19 protein-coding genes are annotated in these 17,061 nt (G+C 56.7%); 17 read left to right on the plus strand and 2 right to left on the minus strand.

The features are described from left to right. Positions 1-16: 16 nt before the first annotated feature. The 13 genes from FIV05_RS14555 to FIV05_RS14615 all read left to right on the plus strand — a co-directional run bounded on the left by FIV05_RS14555 (position 17) and on the right by FIV05_RS14615 (position 11,619). Entirely contained in the window at positions 17-604 is a 588-nt protein-coding gene (locus tag FIV05_RS14555) for a hypothetical protein (protein ID WP_152510052.1), read from the plus strand. After that, complete coding sequence (locus FIV05_RS14560) at positions 601-3,033, plus strand: hypothetical protein (RefSeq protein ID WP_152510053.1); 2,433 nt, start codon at positions 601-603, stop codon at positions 3,031-3,033. The genes FIV05_RS14555 and FIV05_RS14560 overlap by 4 nt, the downstream gene beginning before the upstream one ends. 3 nt (positions 3,034-3,036) lie before the next feature. Continuing rightward, a complete protein-coding gene (locus FIV05_RS14565) occupies positions 3,037-3,537 on the plus strand; it encodes a hypothetical protein (protein ID WP_152510054.1) in 501 nt (166 codons plus the stop codon). Between the two features lie 211 nt (positions 3,538-3,748). After that, a complete protein-coding gene (locus FIV05_RS14570; protein WP_152510055.1) occupies positions 3,749-5,089 on the plus strand; it encodes a hypothetical protein in 1,341 nt (446 codons plus the stop codon). Positions 5,090-5,178: 89 nt separating this feature from the next. Continuing rightward, entirely contained in the window at positions 5,179-7,134 is a 1,956-nt protein-coding gene (locus tag FIV05_RS31870; protein WP_152510056.1) for a hypothetical protein, read from the plus strand. A gap of 9 nt (positions 7,135-7,143) precedes the next feature. Further along, a complete protein-coding gene (locus FIV05_RS14580; protein ID WP_152510057.1) occupies positions 7,144-7,416 on the plus strand; it encodes a hypothetical protein in 273 nt (90 codons plus the stop codon). A gap of 273 nt (positions 7,417-7,689) precedes the next feature. After that, positions 7,690-7,812, plus strand: a complete 123-nt coding sequence (locus FIV05_RS31875) for a hypothetical protein (protein ID WP_286202191.1) — start codon at positions 7,690-7,692, stop codon at positions 7,810-7,812. 57 nt (positions 7,813-7,869) lie between these two features. Further along, positions 7,870-8,163, plus strand: coding sequence for a glycoside hydrolase family protein (locus tag FIV05_RS31880; RefSeq protein ID WP_286202192.1), 294 nt, complete (start codon positions 7,870-7,872; stop codon positions 8,161-8,163). After that, on the plus strand, positions 8,160-8,507 hold the full coding sequence (locus tag FIV05_RS14595) for a hypothetical protein (RefSeq protein WP_173013850.1): 348 nt from the start codon (positions 8,160-8,162) through the stop codon (positions 8,505-8,507). The genes FIV05_RS31880 and FIV05_RS14595 overlap by 4 nt, the downstream gene beginning before the upstream one ends. Before the next feature lie 7 nt (positions 8,508-8,514). Beyond that, entirely contained in the window at positions 8,515-8,742 is a 228-nt protein-coding gene (locus FIV05_RS14600) for a hypothetical protein (protein WP_286202193.1), read from the plus strand. Continuing rightward, positions 8,739-8,993 (plus strand): hypothetical protein, encoded by a 255-nt coding sequence (locus FIV05_RS14605; protein ID WP_152510060.1) that lies wholly within the window; start codon positions 8,739-8,741, stop codon positions 8,991-8,993. Before FIV05_RS14600 ends, FIV05_RS14605 begins: the two co-directional genes overlap by 4 nt. A gap of 132 nt (positions 8,994-9,125) precedes the next feature. Then, positions 9,126-9,725, plus strand: coding sequence for an NAD(P)H-dependent oxidoreductase (locus tag FIV05_RS14610; protein WP_152510061.1), 600 nt, complete (start codon positions 9,126-9,128; stop codon positions 9,723-9,725). Between the two features lie 748 nt (positions 9,726-10,473). After that, the gene (locus FIV05_RS14615) at positions 10,474-11,619 is read left to right on the plus strand and encodes a DUF2336 domain-containing protein (RefSeq protein ID WP_152510062.1); all 1,146 of its coding nucleotides are present in this window, start codon (positions 10,474-10,476) and stop codon (positions 11,617-11,619) included. Positions 11,620-11,625: 6 nt separating this feature from the next. On the opposite strand, the gene FIV05_RS14620 is transcribed toward FIV05_RS14615, so the two are convergent. Next, positions 11,626-12,252 carry a LysE family translocator gene (locus FIV05_RS14620; RefSeq protein ID WP_152510063.1) on the minus strand — a complete coding sequence of 209 codons (627 nt, stop codon included), beginning with the start codon at positions 12,250-12,252 and terminating at the stop codon, positions 11,626-11,628. Positions 12,253-12,350: 98 nt separating this feature from the next. Here FIV05_RS14620 and FIV05_RS14625 point away from each other — a divergent pair, with 98 nt between their 5' ends. Further along, positions 12,351-13,139 (plus strand): extensin family protein, encoded by a 789-nt coding sequence (locus tag FIV05_RS14625; protein ID WP_173013851.1) that lies wholly within the window; start codon positions 12,351-12,353, stop codon positions 13,137-13,139. Between the two features lie 73 nt (positions 13,140-13,212). Beyond that, positions 13,213-14,433 carry an alanine racemase gene (locus FIV05_RS14630; RefSeq protein WP_152510065.1) on the plus strand — a complete coding sequence of 407 codons (1,221 nt, stop codon included), beginning with the start codon at positions 13,213-13,215 and terminating at the stop codon, positions 14,431-14,433. A gap of 171 nt (positions 14,434-14,604) precedes the next feature. Here FIV05_RS14630 and FIV05_RS14635 read toward each other — a convergent pair whose 3' ends face one another. Further along, positions 14,605-15,045 carry a BA14K family protein gene (locus tag FIV05_RS14635; RefSeq protein WP_152510066.1) on the minus strand — a complete coding sequence of 147 codons (441 nt, stop codon included), beginning with the start codon at positions 15,043-15,045 and terminating at the stop codon, positions 14,605-14,607. A gap of 182 nt (positions 15,046-15,227) precedes the next feature. Between FIV05_RS14635 and FIV05_RS14640 the strand changes: the two genes are divergently transcribed. Continuing rightward, a complete protein-coding gene (locus tag FIV05_RS14640) occupies positions 15,228-15,992 on the plus strand; it encodes a DUF2470 domain-containing protein (RefSeq protein WP_152510067.1) in 765 nt (254 codons plus the stop codon). A 357-nt stretch (positions 15,993-16,349) separates the two neighbouring features. After that, positions 16,350-16,952, plus strand: a complete 603-nt coding sequence (locus FIV05_RS14645) for a DUF1062 domain-containing protein (protein ID WP_286202308.1) — start codon at positions 16,350-16,352, stop codon at positions 16,950-16,952. Positions 16,953-17,061 lie beyond the last annotated feature (109 nt).

The raw sequence follows: 17,061 nt of genomic DNA on the forward strand, positions 1-17,061 counted from the left end.
TCAAGGAAACTATTTCATGTCGGGAACCGTCAAAACAGCCGTTGAGATGGCGAACCTTGCGCTTGCGCATCTGAAGGAAGCGCCCATCCGCGACTTCGATTTTTCCTCCGTGGCGTCGCGCTGGTTCAGGAACCACTATGCGGCGCACCGGGATGCCTATCTTGCCATGCACGACTGGGACTTCGCCATCGAGCTGGTGAACCTGCCTGCGGAAACCGAAAAACCGCCGTTTCGCTGGGCCTACCAGTACAAGCTGCCGGCCGACACGCTTCGCATTCCACAGCAGAGTGTTGGTGGATCGCCGGGAGGGACGATCATTCCCTTCGAAGTGGTGGGCCAGCGCATCATGTCGGATCATCCGCCGCCGTTTCCGCTCCGCCATGTGCACCGGGTGGTGCGGGAGGCCGAATTCGCGCCGCTGTTCGTGAACGGGTTCGCCCTGTTTCTGGCGGCAGGCTGCGCCCATTCGATCACCGGAAAGAACAGCCGTGCTGAAGCCCTGCGCCAGGCGGCGCGGGAAGCCTTCGACCAGGCCGGAACATCCGACGCCCTGCAGGGCACACCGCTGCCCATGATTGACCTGGATATCATTACAAACAGATGAGCTATCACCTTCAAGCCACGTTCAGCCGGGGCGAACTCGACCCGGAGCTGATCTATCGTTCGGACCTGGAACTGTTCCGGTCCTCCCTGGCCGAATGCCGGAATTTTCTGACACTGAAACGCGGCGGCCTGCGCCGGCGCGGCGGCACCAAATTCATTGCGGAACTCAAGGACAGCAGTCGGCAAGGCTGGTTGATCCCGTTCGAGTTCGGAAACGGTCAATATTACATGCTTGAGTTCGGCCACCACATGTTCCGGGTGTTCACCAGCGAGGGGCGGGTCGGTACTGTTGAGGTGGCGACGCCCTATTCCTCCGAGGTTTTGCCACGGCTGAAATTCGTGCAGTCAACCGACACACTGTTCATCGCCGGTGGCGGCGTTGCACCACAGGCCCTCAAGCGATTATCGGAGCTTTCCTGGGCGATCGAGCCGATGTCGTTCAGGGATGGTCCCTATCTGGACGTCAATATCTCGCCGACGAACCTGAAACCGGCCGGCACGGGCAATGCGGTTCCGAAAATGACGTCGAACACAGCCCCAAGCGGGACGGTGTCTGCCTCCAACGGCAGCGCTTCGGCGTGGCAGGTTTTCAACCGCTCGGAGGGCAAGACAGTGCTTTCATCCGGGGCAACGGGTTGGGTGCAATACCAGTTCCCCGGCAGTGTCGTGATCGACGCCTACATGCTGCAGGCGCCGAACGACAACAGCCAAAATGACGACATGCCCTGGCAGTGGAACATCGAGGCGTCGAACAACGGCTCCGACTGGACAATTCTGGATACGCAGGACGGTCAGGATACCTGGGCCTCCAACGAATGGCGGGAATATGATTTTCACAACGAAACCGCCTTTACTCATTACCGGCTGAGCTTCACGCAAGGAGGCGGATCTGCTTCGGACAATTCCGCCATCGGGCAACTGGTGTTTCACCAGGCAGGTGGCGATCAGAGCCCTTTCACGCTGACCGCATCAGGCACTGCGGGGATCAATGGCGGTGCCGGCTTTCAGGCGTCTGACGTGGGGCGGCATATCCGGTTTCGCGGGTCGGACGGGTTCTGGCGCTGGTTCCGGATCTACAGCCGCCAGTCGGCAACCTCGGTCAAGGTGCAGCTTTTCGGCCAGGCACTGCAGGACACGAAGGCACAAAGCATCTGGCGGCTGGGGGCATGGTCCGGCACGACGGGATGGCCGGAAACGATCGGCTGGCACAAGAACAGGCTCGCCTTCGCGGGCACCAGCGAGGAACCGCAGAAGATCTGGGAAAGCCAGACGGAGGACTTCACCAACTTTTCCGTCTCCCATGTTCTGAAGGCATCCGACGCGGTGACCGCGGGCATTCTTTCCGGACAGGTGAACCGGATCCAGTGGCTGGTCGACGATAACGACCTGATTGTCGGCACGACCCGCGCGGTGCGTGCCGTCGGCAAGGCGACCGATCAGGACCCTTACGGGCCGGAGAATGTCGACCAGAAGCCCGAGACGAATTTCGGCGCCAATGACGTCAGCCCGATCAAGGTGGGGTCGGTGCTGATCTACTACGGCCCTTATGGAACCGACATGCGCGAAATGGCTTATGACTTCGGCTCCGATGGCCGGGTGTCTCAGGCGGTGAGCGAGGTGCAGTCGCATCTGTTTCAAAGCGGTATTTCCGGGGCCTGCTACCAGCAATATCCCGATAGCGTCATCTGGCAGTGGGACCAGAAAGGCCGTGGGATCGGTTTCACCTATGAACGCCAGCAGCAGGTCTATGGCATGCAGCGCCACGATTTCGGTGGTGTGGTGGAATGTATGGCGGACCTTTCGGGCGCTGGAGCGGACACCGTCTGGATGATCGTGAAACGGACCATCGACGGACAGACAAGGCGGTACATCGAAATCATGCAGCGGCCGTTTCCAGGTGGAATGATCGAGGATGCGTGGCATCTCGATTGCGGCGCGCGCTACGAAGGCCTGCCGGCAAACTCGGTCTCGGGACTTCAGCATCTGGAAGGCGAAGAGGTGATCCTTTATGCCGATGGGACCGACTATCCGGCAACTGTGACCGCCGGAGAAGCGAGCCTGCCGAATGGCCAGACAGCGGAAAAGATCCTGGTCGGGCTGAATGTTTCGGCGAGGGCGAAGACCTTGCCGTTTCCCGTTAATGCGCAGGATGGTTCGGCCATGGGCCGCAAGATGCGCGTGGACAATTGCAGCATCGCGGTTCTGGACACCGGAACCCTGAAAGCCGGGTCAGACGAAACCTTTCTGGACGAGCTGATCTACTACCGTGCGGGTGACACCGCCGGAGAGCCGGCGCCCTTGCGCACTGGCGTGCTCGACCAGCCAATCGAAACGCGATGGGAAGACGGGGGGCAGCTTACGCTGGCAGCCAGCGGCGGCAAACCCTGCACCATCCTGGCCGTCAATTTCGGCCGAGACGCGGAGCCTTAATTCATGTGTCACCCAGCAATATTGGCTGCGGTCTCCGTTGCGGGATCGCTGGCCGGCGGCGCTGTGCAAGCGCAGGGCGCGCGCCAGCAGGCAGATGCCCAGGCAAAGGCGGAAGAGCGCCGTGCAGAACTGGCTGACCGCCAGAAGGCGGTCAACCAGACCCAGGCTTCTTTTGAGCGAAAACGAACCCTGGACAAATACGAAAGGGCGCTCGGCTTCAACCGGGCTGCCGGAGCCGAACGGGGCCTATCGCAAACCGGTTCGCTAAACGATGTCGCGGACGACAATGCCTTCGAAGCTGCTCAGAACATCGAAGCGATCCGGTATGGCGCGGAAGGCAAGCGGGACAATCTGACCTTCGAGGCGAGAACAGCCCGGGAGCGGGCACATTCGAGCCGCCGCGCTGGGCGTATCAGCGCCACCGGCGCCATGCTTGGTGGTGTTACCCAGGCTTTCACGACGCTTGGCAATGCCGCCTACAACGGCGCTTTCAAATTCAGGTGACAAAACGGTTCTGACAATGGCGAGATTGCAGAAATTCAATGGTGCCGACAGCCTTCCGGGCGTTGGTAGTCCGCAAGTTGTCGCGGACACCGCAGTTGGAGAAGCGGCGGCAGGGCTGGGACAACAAATCCGCCGCTCGGCTGGGGCTTTCGGTGATCTTGCCGAGACCGCTGCTCAAAGACGCAGGCGAATTGAGGACTTTCAAGTTCAAATGGCGCAACGGGAATTTGACGCCAGGTTGAAGGAAAGGGCTGCGGAGGAACAGCGGCAGGCGCAACCAGGAGGCTTCGGCTTCACCGAGGCCATGATGGCGCATCTTGAAAGGTCGAAGGAGCAGGCGCTCAAGGAACTGCCGGAGAGTTCAAGGCCTGCTTTCGATCAGCATGTCGAGGCGCAGCGGGACCGCTATGTCAACGGCTTTGCCGCAATCGAGGCAGGGGAAAACGAACGCTATTTCCAGCAGGGTTTGGAAGAAGAAGGCATCCGGTTGGCATCAGAGGTGCGCGAGAACCCGGATGGTCTCGCAGAAGCATTCGAACAGGCAAGAACGTTGCTGAGGGCTGCTCCCTTGCCGGCCGAAGGCAAAAAGGCAGCCTATGCGAAAATAAGCGAGACACTGGCAGAGGCCTGGGCTGAGACAAGACCACTTGAAGAACTGCTACCAGCAATCGGCGACGAACTTGCAAGGCGAGAGTTTGCAGGACCGGAAGGTTTAGGAAGTGATCTCGAACAGGTGGGTGAGACCGTCCATGGCCCCGACGGGCCGGAGGCAGTTGCGGACGAAAGCCAGGTACTGGCAGAGCGGCTGAAACTGCTGCCTGGTGAAACGCTGGGCCGAATGCAGGTAAATGCCGTTAAAAGCAGAGCGGCGATTGCTGCTGGGGAAGTCGGCAAGATCGAACGCCGCATCGAGGCGAGTTTTGGCCAGTTGGACAAATCCGAGATCGAAGCAAACGGTTTGCTTGACCCAAGGCAGAAAACACGACTGATCGGTCAGCTTGAAGTCGCAAAAAAGGAGCATATCGCGAACATTGAAGCTGCGAACTGGCTCTTGTCTACTGAAATAGAGGATCGGGGACCGCAGCGCCAGAAGAACGCAGACCGGGCGTTCACCTTTCTGGATAATGGCGAAATCGACCGGGACACACTTGCACTCAAGATTGTGGAAACGAAGGGCTTTGTTCCGGAGGGGTATGCCGCCGCCTTGAGCAAGGGAACGCGGAGTAGCGAACCCGAGGTCATTGTACGAGCATTCGAAAACCTCGCAAAGGTTCTTGCGCTGGTACCGCAGTCGGCTGTGTTGGCAAAAAGAGATCGCAATCTTGTCGACAGGTTTGAAAAGTGGACCCTTTTGACAAAAGGCTATGGACTGAGCCCTGAGGAAGCCGCGGTGACGCTGGCAAAAGGCAATGATCCTCGTTCTGGGTATAGTCTGGAGGAGGCTTTTGACCGGCAGTTTCCCGGTTGGGAAGGGAAAGACCTCGATAGCCAGAGTTTGAAAGAGTTGCTGACATCTGCAGATACAAGATTTCCAGAAGGATCTGGCGGATAAACGCAACAGGTTCAATCCGGCGAGAGCCCTTTCGAGCCGCCAATGTGACCGTGGCTCAATTTCTGATCTCAATTTTTACAGGGAACTCCATGACAGTAGCAGCCTTGACCGAAGGCCGCGCCCAGATCACGGGCGACGGCGTGACGGATCGTGTCGACTTGCCTTTCCAGTTTGTCGATCAAAACAACCTGCAGGTATCGCACCGGACTGCAACCGGCGTGATTACCGTTTGGCAGTATCAGCAAAGCCCGGGCAACTGGCACTTTACCGGCGGCAACTTCGGCACCGGTACCGTGCACTTTGACGCCAGCGCATTGCAGGCAGGGGAAACGCTGACGGTTTTGCTGGTGAGCAAATACGATCAGCCTTACAGCCTGGCGGGTGGTGAGATTGACCCGGCGGTCATGGAACGCGCCATGGACCGGACGGCGATCAACATGCAGTCGGTCGCCACTCGGGCGCTGATCGAGGTCAACGGCGGCTTTGACCTGAAAGGCCGGCGGATGATCAACGCGCTTGATGCGGCCGACAATCAGGACCTGCCGACGCTGCAGCAGGTTCTTGAAATCGCCTCACTGCCAGGCGCGCAAGGGCCGAAAGGCCCGGTCGGCAACCAAGGCCCCACGGGTCCGGCCGGTCCGCAAGGCCCTGCAGGTCCGCAGGGGCCACAGGGGGAACGCGGCCCGCTCGGCTATGAAGGTCCGCGAGGCCCAACCGGCTATCAAGGTCCGGAAGGCCCGCGCGGTCCTGAAGGGCCATCCGGTCCGACTGGCTCACAAGGTCCGATTGGGCCGCAGGGTCCGCAGGGGCCAGAGGGGCCGATTGGCAAGTCATTTGACCCGGATTACACCGGCTTGACCGCCGACCGTGCGGCCTATGACGCTGAACCCAAAGACACGTCCTTTCTCGATACCGAGGCCGGGATTGTTTATTGGAAGCTCTCCAACGCGGTCGGCGCCTGGTCGACGGGCGTCAACTTCGGGCGCGGGCCGCAGGGTTTGCAGGGGCCGCAGGGCATTCAAGGCCCGGCCGGTCCTGTCGGGCTGAACCACCGTGGAACGTGGAACGTGGCAACCGCTTACGTTGAACGGGATACGGTCAGCCATGACGGGTCTTACTTCATCTGCGTGGCGGCTCATACCGGCGTCACCCCGGAAGATGCTGCGGCAGAATGGGACATTGTCACCGCCAAAGGCGAACGCGGCCTGCAGGGTTTGCAAGGCATTCAGGGACCGGAAGGGCCGCAGGGTGTGCAAGGCCCGGAAGGCATCCAAGGCCCGAAAGGCGATACTGGTGCGCAGGGGCCGACGGGTGCGGAAGGTCCGCAAGGCCCGCAGGGTGACCCCGGGTTGAGCTATCGCGGTGTCTGGACTTCGGGCGAAACTTACAATTCTGACGAAACGGTCACCTATAACGGATCATCCTATATCTCATTGCGGGTGAATATCGGTCAAAACCCGAGCATATCGCCGGATGATTGGGGCTTGCTGGCGGCCAAGGGCGACGTGGGGCCGGTGGGGGCCACGGGGCCAGAAGGGCCGCAGGGTTCAACCAGCTACGACGCCGGGACCGTCGGCGGTCTGACGTCGGGCCAGCTTCTGCGGTCTGATATCAGCGGAACGATAAGTGGCAACCTCACGGCAACCGGGCAGCTTCTGTCGAACAACCATATTTATCTTGGCCGTGCCGGGGCCGGTGATAACTGGCTGATTTTCCGAGACGCGAACAGCAATACGGACAGGTACTTTGGATGGGATGACAGTGCCAACGCTCTCGTCGCAGAAGAGAACGACGGTGGGTTTCATAAGGTTGGGATGGTCTACGACGGCTCAAGTGTAAACGAAACCAACTTTCCAATTGGGCACATCATCTGGGCATCTGCACCCGCCGGGATCAACAGAAACGCTTCACGAGCCTGCTATTTGCACACAGCGTCAACGGGCTATGCCGACAGTTCGGACGGTAACAGATCATCCGGCCTATCGGGCACGTGGCGATGCCGAGGGCAAGCCGGTGCTGTCGCCATCTATCAGCGTGTCGCGTGAGGAAAAGGAATGACCGAAATCAACGTCAAGACAACCGTCATCACCAATTTCCATGGCTTCTTTCCAAGCCACGAAACCGACCACACTCTAACCGATATGTCCAAGATCGTCGGCGCGTGCTCCTATGATGTGCAACACGCAAATGGGTACACGGAAACACTCGAAACCGGCTTGCGGCCAGGTGAAAACTTCGGGTGGAGCATCAAGGTAATCCAGGCAGCGCAGGCCTGGCGAAACTCCGGTGGGGTCATTCCGGAATGGGTTCCGCCTACGTCTGAATAAACTCGGCCAAACCGACCGAAACACACACCGCCCTTGAGGCGGTTATTTTATGCCTGAAAGGCACTCCAATGAAACTGGTTTCAGACTGGCGCGCAGTCCTGCAAAGGGCTTGGAGCGTGCGCCTTATGCTGCTTGCTGCACTGCTCTCTGGCGCGGAAGTAGCGCTGCCCTTCCTGGGTGACTTCATTGCGCCGGGCTTACTCGCTGCCCTGTCGGCGCTCACAGTGTCGGCCGCGTTCGTGGCCCGACTTCTCGCACAAAGGAATATGAACGATGGGACGTAAAACCCGCCTTGCCGGCGGCATTGGTGCGGTTGCGATTGCGCTGGTCGGTGCCTGGGAAGGTCTGCGCTTGACGGCATACCGGGACGTTGTAGGCGTTCCAACCGTCTGTTAAGGCGAAACGCTCGGCGTCAAGCTTGGGGACAAGCACACAAAGGCCGAGTGTGACGCAATGCTATTGGCCGCGTTGCAGCGGCATGAAGCCGGAATGAGAAAGTGCCTCATGCGGCCGGATGCCATTCCCGCAAAGTCCTATGTCGCGTTCGTCAGTCTCACCTATAACATCGGGGTAGGGGGCTTTTGCCGGTCGACAGCGCGCAAGCGTCTCGACGCCGGGGATGTGCGCGGGGCTTGTAACGCAGCCAAGTGGTTTAACAAGGCAGGCGGCCGGACGATCCGGGGACTTGTAAACCGCCGGGCGGCCGAGCATTCGCTATGCCTGGAAGGGCTGCAGGAATGCCGGTGATCGCCTGGATACTCCAAAGCCGCGCCGCGTGTGCTGCCCTCGCCATTGCCGCCGTTCTGGGCGGCTTTTTTGTTTGGCACAAGGTCGACAAGTCGAGCGCGGTTCGCCGGGCCGTTGTCGAGTATGTGGCCGACGCGGAATTGACCGCAGCCCGGGTGCAGCTTGAAGAACTGAAACGCCGGAAGGTTGTCACGGAACGGGCAAATCGGCGTTTCCTCTCCCTTATCGATCAGGCCAACGCGGAAGCGGAAGCCGCAGCACAGGAGTTGGACCACTATGTTTCGACCGTTGGGGATGGCTGCACTTTGCAGCCTGATCTTTTTGAGCGCTTGCGCAACCAATGACGAGCGGTTGCGAACTGCCGCCGCACTCTCGGCGCAGGCGGAAGCCTCGAAAGAGTTGCCGGGTTATCCGGAAGACTGCCGGCGGAAAGAAGCGTCCAGCGTTCGGATCGGGGAGCCACTGGATGTTGCCTTGATCCGGACAGACCAGGCACTTGGCCGCGCCAATGCCCGCGTGGTGCGGTGCGGCCGATGGTACGACGAAATCAAACAGGGCTACGCAGGAGGCGTGCAGTGAACGAAGATCAGATGTGGGAAATTGCCTGCGAAGGTGGCAAAGAAGGCGGCCGGGAGGCTGCCCAAGAAGTGCTCAAAGCGCTCGGTGTTGATATCGAGAACACCATCGAAGCGCAGAAGGACATGCACTTTCTGCGTGATCTGCGAAAAGGAACCTCCAGCGTTAAAGGCAAGGTGATCAATACCGTTGTGGGGGCGTTGGCGCTGGCTGGCCTCTACAAGCTTCTGTCGGGAATAAGGTGGGGGGCTTGAACTCTCCAAAAGGCATTGTGCGTTAACTTGACATACTGTTCACTATTTCAATGCTAGTTATCCGATAATATCAAAACTATCTCCAAAAAATGAACAAACACCGATGCCGGGTTTGAAACTTTGGAGATCAAGATGTCGTCACCGTTGAAATCAATTCTGCATATCAATGCCTCAGCACGTACCGCCGGTTCAGTGACGCGTGACCTTGGGCAGACTTTCGTGACACGTTTGCTGGCAAAATCACCAGACGCAAAAGTCATTATTCGCGATGTTTCCCAAGGGGTACCCTTCCTGAATGAAGAGTGGATCGGCGCGACTTTTACAGATCCTGCTGCACGGAGCGCAGAACAAAAAATGGTGCTTGCTCTGTCCGATACGCTTGTTGGGGAATTGAAGGAGGCAGACACAATCGTAATTGGGACGCCTGTTTACAACTTCTCTATTCCGGCTACGCTAAAAGCCTGGGTTGATATGGTCGCGCGAGCAAGAGAGACGTTCCAGTACACTGAGAACGGACCGGTCGGTCTGCTTCAGGGTAAAAAGGCGTATGTCATCATTGCCTCTGGTGGAACCAAAATAGGATCAGAGATCGACTTTGCCGGAAACTACCTGAAGCATATTCTTGGCTTTATCGGCATCTCCGATGTGACGATGATCGCGGCAGATCAATTAATGATCGATCCAGAAAACCGTGACGCAGCATTGGCTCAAACGATAGAGTTGGCCGCATGAGCGGAACCTGTGTTGGGACCTAATATACCAGTGTTTGAAATTGCGGAATGCAACTGGCTTCCTACGGAGTAAAATTTTTGGTTGTGTTTGGACGGCAGCGGCAATTGCCCAGTCTTCAGTAAGTTGAGGCGCTATTTCTCCCCTTCGACACCTGTACGGCGATCAATTCTGGAATCAGCGCAGCGTCTTTGGCGGCTGCACCTTCTGGTGCAGCCGACTACGCCGGGGATCTAAAATTGTTTGTTGAATTGTCCTGCTGTCTGCTCGGCGCAGCTCGTTTTCTTTGATTTCTTGCCGTTTGGTTCAGATTGCACCAACTACAATTGCAGCCAAAAACGCAAAGGCTGCTAGGAAGGCAATCATGTTCAGGTTCCGTACAAGTGTCATATGTCCGCTCCCGATTACCTCTTTCTGACGGGCTGATACTAAGTCAGCATAATGCCGAAGCGAAGCAAAAAAGATGCTGCAGCGCAGCGGAGAATTGCATTCCAGGGTTGTGTTTGTTGAGGAAGCATTAAGTAAAGCCTTGATTGGAAACGTTCACTGCCTTTTGCGAAAAAAACAGAACTAATTTGTCCTGGAGGCACGATCGAGGGTTGCAAGGAATTATTTGGCGCGTCGAATTATTTGTCGGGCGGCCTTCCTGCTGCAGGCCGTTTCTCCAGGTTATCCGGCGATCAACGGTAGCTTAATGTTAAGGGCCTGCTGATAATGTCGAGGCTTACGCGACTGTCGCGCCGGAGTGTCGATGATCAATCTTGCAAAACTTGCTGATCTGGCGAGGGACACAAGTGCTGGAGGGCGCAAAAGCCTGGTCAGTATGCTGACGGACCTGTTCGTGAACTCCGGTGACGACCGTGACGAGCAGATCAGCCTGCTATTTGGCGACATCGTTCTCAAAGTTCTCGGACAGCTGGAGGAAGAAACCAGGATCATACTGTCCAAACGAGTTTGCAAGGAGAAAGATGCTCCTCGTGAACTGATGGTGAAGCTGGCACAGGATGAATTTCCGGTTGCCGGCCCTGTTCTGGAAAACTCACCTGCACTCACCTCAGAAGACCTAGTCGAGATAGCATGTTCCGCGTCGATGGAGCATCTGGGGGCAATTGCCGGGCGTGAAACCGTCGATATGGCAGTTACCACTGTCTTGGTGGATCGGGGGGATACGGCGGTTTTAAGTAAAGTCGCTGAAAACCAGGGTGCAGAGTTCGCTGATGCATCCTTCCTGAAATTGGTGGAAAAAGCCCGATCGAGTGAAGCAATCCAGGCTGCCTTGATCAACCGCACCGACTTGCCTGACGCAGCTGCTCATGCCTTGCTGCCTTTCTTGACAGAAGAGTTGAAAGAAAGGGTGAGTGCACTCGGTGCCGACAGCACGCTTGTTCAGCTCCTGGCTGAACGTGCTGCTACCGAAGTGGCCGCTCGTGCGCACAAGCTTGAAGAGGCTCGTGAACAATCCAACGCATTGATCCGTGACGTGGTCAGCAAGAAGACCAAAATCGATGATGCCGTGACCTTGTTCGCCCGTTCGGATCGAACAGCGGAGCTGGGGATGTTGCTTGCCAAGGTAAGCAATCTGCCGCCCAGTGCAGTATCCCAGCTCTTGTTCAGCTCAAGCGACAAGCCCTTGATAATCCTTTGCAAGGCGAACGGCGTTACAGCCGAAGCTTACAAGGATATTCTCACGATGAGGGCCAGGCGGTTGCGCATTGGCGGATTGGAGCTGAATGCTGCCATCCAGCGATATGCAGCGCTAAGTGAAGATGGCGCCCGCAGATCACTTGAAACCTTGAAGCAATCCGGTGCTAATTTCGGTTTGAAAACCGAAGAAGAAAAAACCGAAGCGGAAGCCGTGCGGTCGAAAAAGAACATTCCCTTCGCATCAAGCCGCTGATTTTTTTCAGTTCGCAGATCTCTGCAATGTTGCCGTCATCGCAGCAGCGGAGATCAGGAATGCGCCGCCCACCTTGTTTACCAGTCTAAGCAGGGAAGGACTTCTCAGCTTTTGACCAAGGGCTGCTGCTGCATAGGCGTAAACAGCAGCATTCAAAACACCCAACGCGACGAAGGTTGTTCCCAGAAGTGCGAGCTGCGGGACAACTGGGGCCTGAGGTGCGATGAAGTGTGGCAGGAAAGCCATAAAGAAAACAATGCCTTTTGGATTGAGCGCTGTGACCACATATGCATGCCAAAATATTTTTCTGGGGGGAACATCGGCAACCTGATGCGGCCCAAGTGCAGTTGGCCGGCTTCTCCACATCTTCAGACCAAGCCAGACCAGGTAGATCGCCCCTACCCATTTGAGCAGGGTGAATGCTGTTGCAGATGTCGCCAGAATGGCACCGAGACCCATCAGCGACGCAGCTGCTGCTGTCGCGTCCCCCAAGCCAACACCCAATACGCTGGCAACCGCAGACTTGCGTCCCTGGGTCAATGCATAGCTGACAACAAGCATGATCGTCGGACCCGGGATGGCGAGGACGATCAATGTGGCAATCACATAGGCGAAAAAGAGTTCTAAAGTCATCGGGAACCATTCACTTTTTGGGTCATGCAACCATAGACGCAGGACAAACGTTGATCAATCATGAGGGTAGCTGGCAAGTACAATGTGCGGAGTTGGGAATGCACTTAAACGTCGTGTCGATTTGTACTTCTCTCGCGTTGTGTTGCCTGCCGTCTTTAGATGTTTACGCAAATCCTCCATTGCCACAGGAAAAGCCGCTTCCAGGCCTCGGTACTTCGCGATTCATCGAGGGGGTTGATGTGCCGGCGATCAAACCAGAAACTCTTCCGGAAGAGTTTTTGGAAGGGCCGGACGACGGTGGCAGGAAAGCTTCTGCGCTCGAATCCTCCACACCGGCAACTTGCGATATTCCGGGTGCTACATTTGAACAACTTGCTCCCATGCAAGGGGATCAAGCTGATGAGGACTGTGGGATCACCGTACCTGTCAACCTTTCTGGGTTCCGTGGCGAGGATGCCGAAGTGACCTTCCCGATGAAAGCCACGCTATCATGTGGTTTTGCGACGTCACTTACTGCGTGGGTGATTGAAGATGTCTTGCCCATTGCACAAGCACAGTTCGGGAAACCAGTGTCCGAGTTTCTAACAGGCCCTGGTTACCAGTGTCGCCGACGAAACAATCTTCCAGATGGAAAGCTTTCCGAACATGCGCTTGGCAAAGCCATTGATATTGTGGCCTTCCGATTAAGTGACGGTACCGAGATTTCAGTTGAAAAGGATTGGGCGCGCAACACGCAGAGCGGAAGCTTCCTGTCCGCCATACACAAGGCTGCCTGTAAAAGGTTTACCACCGTACTCGGCCCCGATGCAGACCCAAATCACAAGTCTCACTTCCATCTCGATATCGGATGCCACGGCAAGAGCTGTAATTACATTATCTGCCAATAACCCAATCCCGGCTTGCAAATCAGCCTCAAGCTTGTTCCTTTCTATTCGATGACTTCTAACGCCGGAAGGACTGATGGAACGTTATAAAACAGCTATTGACGCCGCCTTGGATCTTCGTCCCGATCAGCCTGTGTATTGTTTCCGGCCGGACGTGCTGAGGCATGACGCACAGCAATTCCAGTCGCTCTTCCCCGGCAAGACGGCTTACGCGGTCAAGACGAATGGCGAGCCATTTGTCCTTGAGGCATTGGCAAAGGCCGGGATCAGTTGTTTCGATGTCGCATCGCCTGCAGAGTTCGCCGCGGTGAAAGAGGCTGCGCCAAAGGCTGAGATGCTTTACATGCATCCTATCAAGGCGCAGTCAGACATTCGGCTAGCGTTGGAAACCTACGGTATTCGAACCCTTTCACTCGACCACGAAGACGAAGTCGCGAAGATCCTGCGTGTGGTTAGGGCCCTTGATATAGATCCTGGGACGATCACACTCTTCGTTCGTATCGCCACCAAGGGGCATGCTGCTTACGAGTTGTCGAAGAAGTTTGGCGCGGCTCCAGGTCACGCCGTTGAGTTGCTGCAACGGATCGACCGTATTGGGTTCAAATGCGGATTGTGTTTCCACGTTGGAAGCCAGATCGAAGAACCGGAGACCTATGAGCGAGCGCTGGCTTCAGCCGATTGGATCAGGTCACGTGCTGGTGTTCCCGTTGTGGAGCTTGATGTCGGGGGAGGGTTTCCGGCCGTTTATGGTCACGATCCGCGCCGCAAGGCACCTGAGATGCCCTCGCTCGTGGAATTGATGGGGCAGTTGAAAGCCGATATCGCTGATTGGCAATTCGATGACCTGCCTCTTGTCGCCGAGCCAGGCAGAGTGATTGTGGCCCGATCGATCTCTCTCATTGTCAGAGTGCTGTTGAAGAAGGGGCGGCGCCTTTACATCAATGATGGCATCTGGGCGTCTCTTTCCGACAGTTGGACCGGAAAGATCACGCTGCCGGCTCGTTTCATTCCGGACCCGGCTCGCAAAACACGGGCTGGTCAGCCCGACAAGATTGTTCCCTTCAAGGTCTGCGGCGCAACCTGCGACAGCGTCGATATTCTTTCCAGGCCTTTCTGGCTACCAGAGACTGTCGACACGGGAGACTGGATCGAGATTGGCCATATCGGTGCCTACAGCTTGTCGCTTCGTACAAGGTTCAATGGTTTTTATCCCGACAAGGTCATTGTGGTCGACACGCCGTTCGATTTCGGTGCTGCGCCGGAAGGCTTCGCTTCAATAGAAACCATGGCGGATTGATTCAAACAGGCAGATTGAACGAAACACCCCTGGTTGCACTGTTCCAACGAAGCTGTTCAGTTCCCTTGGGGCACGACTCTTCTGAAAAGAATGACAACAAACGGGTGACCGGTTCGGCCGGTCGGTCGTTTGTTGCCACGAGTTCTTCAGTACCACCAGGCGGGCGCAAGCTTATTGGCAGAAACGCTGTTCACCCTGGTAGGTGGTATAGGTACCGGTCGACGGGTTGAACGACCGGTATTTCGAAGAGCAGTACTGGTACCAGGCTGGGCTCCACGGCTGATAACCGATGGCGGTGTTGACGCGACCAGGATAAGGAGCCGGCGGATAGTGATTTACCGGCGGCGGGCCTGCGTAGGCCGGCTGGCGGGTCGCTCCCAGCAGAATTGCTCCTGCAGCGAGGCCGATGACACCTGCCGCGACAGCCGCGCCGAGATTATCATTGTTTTTGTGTCGGTTATGATTTCGATTATTGTGTCTCTGGTTATGGTGGTGGCCGCCACGGTGGTCACGCCAACCGTTGCGCGAGCCGGCTTCAGCAGCCGCGAAGGTCGGCAAAAGAAGGGCGCCCGTGAGGGCGGCGGCAACAAGACGTTTGCTCATGGTCTTCATTGGTTTTCTCCAAAGGCAGGCGCTGTTCTCGATTGGCGCCGTATCTGATGGTGAGACAATCGCATAGGCGCCCTGAACCGGTTCTGAGATGTCTGTTCATCTGACGTTCAGAATTCGGGTGAAGGCGAAAACCGTGGAATGCAACTTGTCTGCGCCGACAGAAAACAGAACTTGGAGGGGCCGTGAGCCTGGAAAAAGAACCGAAATCAGTAATCCGGCCGACGGATGATCAAGCCAGAAGATTGGCCAAGGAATTGATCAGAACCGCGAGGTTTGGTGCTTTGGCGGTGCTCGAAGCCGCAACGCGGCATCCACTTGCCAGTCGGGTTGCAGTGGCGACCGATTTGGATGGTGCGCCTGTCATCCTCACAAGTACATTGTCCGGACACACAGCGGCAATTCTGGAGAACCCTTCATGTTCGCTGTTGTTGGGTGAACCTGGGAAAGGCGATCCGCTCGCTCATCCGAGAATTTCTCTTTTCTGCAAGGCAGTGAAGATATCGAGAGGAAGTTCAGATCATGAGCGGTTGCGCAACCGTTACCTCTCTCGTCATCCCAAAGCCGAACTTTATGTCGATTTCGGAGACTTTTCCTTTTTCAGGTTGGAGCTCTCCAGGGCAAGCCTGAATGGAGGCTTTGGCAAGGCTTTTGAATTGGAGACAGAGGACTTGTTGGCAACAGTAAGTTCGCCTGGTGACTGGTCTTCAATGGAAGCCGGAGCGGTTGCGCATATGAACGCAGACCATAGGGATGCGGTGAAACTTTACGCGCAGAATTTGCTGAAGGCCGGAGAGGCCAATTGGCGGCTTGCCTGTCTGGATCCCGAAGGCGTTGATCTTGTGGCTGGAGATAAGGTTGAACGTCTCTGGTTTGCAGATCCATTGCAAGATCCGTCCGAACTGAGGCCTGCATTGGTCGCTCTGGCTTTGCAGGCGCGCAACACCTGAGCACAATTCGAACGACGTCCCGTCGAAACTCCAAGTTGAGCTTGCTTGTCATTTTCGTAAGCGTTATCGAGACTCATCTGTTTCAATTTGGACGTTTGTTTTGCCAACACTCTGACCGGTCATCGATCCCGCCATGCATTCGCTCGAATGCGTCATGAACTTTGTTCGTCCTGGCGGCGGATCGGGGCCGGTGTGGCTTGGCCATGCGCATCTGATCCTGTTTCGGTTCACTGCATACATTTCGAAAAAGCTTCCAGCCAGACTGAGTGCCGATAGCTGACGCTGTCCGGCCGTCCCGACTGCCTGTGACGGACTTCCCGTGCGAGGAAGACCCACGGAATGTCGTCTATATTGAACATGGAATGGTCCGTTGTCCGTTCTCAGACACCTAGAATAAAGCGTCCCTGCCAACGATGCGGATTTGTGAAACCTTTTGGTTCGACTGGCAAATTCCGGTTGAACGCGAATGGAAGCCAGCTTGACGCCTGGTTAATCTATCGTTGTGATGATTGTGGAAGCAGATGGAACAGGGCCATTTTTGAACGTCGAGCCGTGAGCAGCCTATCGGCAGAACTCATGGAAGCCCTGCAGCGGAACGATGAGGGAGTGGCGTTCAGCTTCGCCTGCAACACCACTGGGAGAGGTGGAGGCAAGGGGGACGCTGATTTCAGCCTGAAACGACGAATGGTTGCCGGTGATTGTGCAGATGCCTGCAAAGTGGCGCTGACAATCCTGAATTCGGATCACGTCCAGGTTCGTCTGGATAAGGTCCTTGCAAAAGGGCTTGGTCTCTCGCGCAACCGCGTTCTGCTCCTGGTGGAGCAAGGATCGCTGAAATTTCCCATGAACAACGGGAAGATCTTGAAGAGACGGGTTCCCGATAAGCTCTGTATCGAGCTTTGCATTGGTCTGGCAAGCGACAGATCGGTCTTTTGGAATTATCTGGTCTCCACGGATTAACCGCAGGAGCGGGAGTTGAAAATCGGATGGCTCCAGATCCCCGTGTCCGCGTTGCGGGCACGGGGCAACGATCAGTCGTTTTGGCCGGTGTTCCGGAGCGAGGCGAGCA

It is taken from the genome of Labrenzia sp. THAF191a (genome assembly GCF_009363335.1).
In the GTDB taxonomy this organism is placed as follows: domain Bacteria; phylum Pseudomonadota; class Alphaproteobacteria; order Rhizobiales; family Stappiaceae; genus Roseibium; species Roseibium algicola.

Excerpts from the sequence above, each read along its gene's own strand:
- FIV05_RS14555 (WP_152510052.1), top strand. The coding sequence starts at position 17 with ATGTCGGGAACCGTCAAAACAGCCGTTGAGATGGCGAACCTTGCGCTT.
- FIV05_RS14560 (WP_152510053.1), top strand. The coding sequence starts at position 601 with ATGAGCTATCACCTTCAAGCCACGTTCAGCCGGGGCGAACTCGACCCG.
- FIV05_RS14565 (WP_152510054.1), top strand. The coding sequence starts at position 3,037 with ATGTGTCACCCAGCAATATTGGCTGCGGTCTCCGTTGCGGGATCGCTG.
- FIV05_RS14570 (WP_152510055.1), top strand. The coding sequence starts at position 3,749 with ATGGCGCAACGGGAATTTGACGCCAGGTTGAAGGAAAGGGCTGCGGAG.
- FIV05_RS31870 (WP_152510056.1), top strand. The coding sequence starts at position 5,179 with ATGACAGTAGCAGCCTTGACCGAAGGCCGCGCCCAGATCACGGGCGAC.
- FIV05_RS14580 (WP_152510057.1), top strand. The coding sequence starts at position 7,144 with ATGACCGAAATCAACGTCAAGACAACCGTCATCACCAATTTCCATGGC.
- FIV05_RS31875 (WP_286202191.1), top strand. The coding sequence starts at position 7,690 with ATGGGACGTAAAACCCGCCTTGCCGGCGGCATTGGTGCGGTTGCGATT.
- FIV05_RS31880 (WP_286202192.1), top strand. The coding sequence starts at position 7,870 with ATGCTATTGGCCGCGTTGCAGCGGCATGAAGCCGGAATGAGAAAGTGC.
- FIV05_RS14610 (WP_152510061.1), top strand. The coding sequence starts at position 9,126 with ATGTCGTCACCGTTGAAATCAATTCTGCATATCAATGCCTCAGCACGT.
- FIV05_RS14615 (WP_152510062.1), top strand. The coding sequence starts at position 10,474 with ATGATCAATCTTGCAAAACTTGCTGATCTGGCGAGGGACACAAGTGCT.
- FIV05_RS14620 (WP_152510063.1), bottom strand. The coding sequence starts at position 12,252 with ATGACTTTAGAACTCTTTTTCGCCTATGTGATTGCCACATTGATCGTC.
- FIV05_RS14625 (WP_173013851.1), top strand. The coding sequence starts at position 12,351 with ATGCACTTAAACGTCGTGTCGATTTGTACTTCTCTCGCGTTGTGTTGC.
- FIV05_RS14630 (WP_152510065.1), top strand. The coding sequence starts at position 13,213 with ATGGAACGTTATAAAACAGCTATTGACGCCGCCTTGGATCTTCGTCCC.
- FIV05_RS14635 (WP_152510066.1), bottom strand. The coding sequence starts at position 15,045 with ATGAAGACCATGAGCAAACGTCTTGTTGCCGCCGCCCTCACGGGCGCC.
- FIV05_RS14645 (WP_286202308.1), top strand. The coding sequence starts at position 16,350 with ATGGAATGGTCCGTTGTCCGTTCTCAGACACCTAGAATAAAGCGTCCC.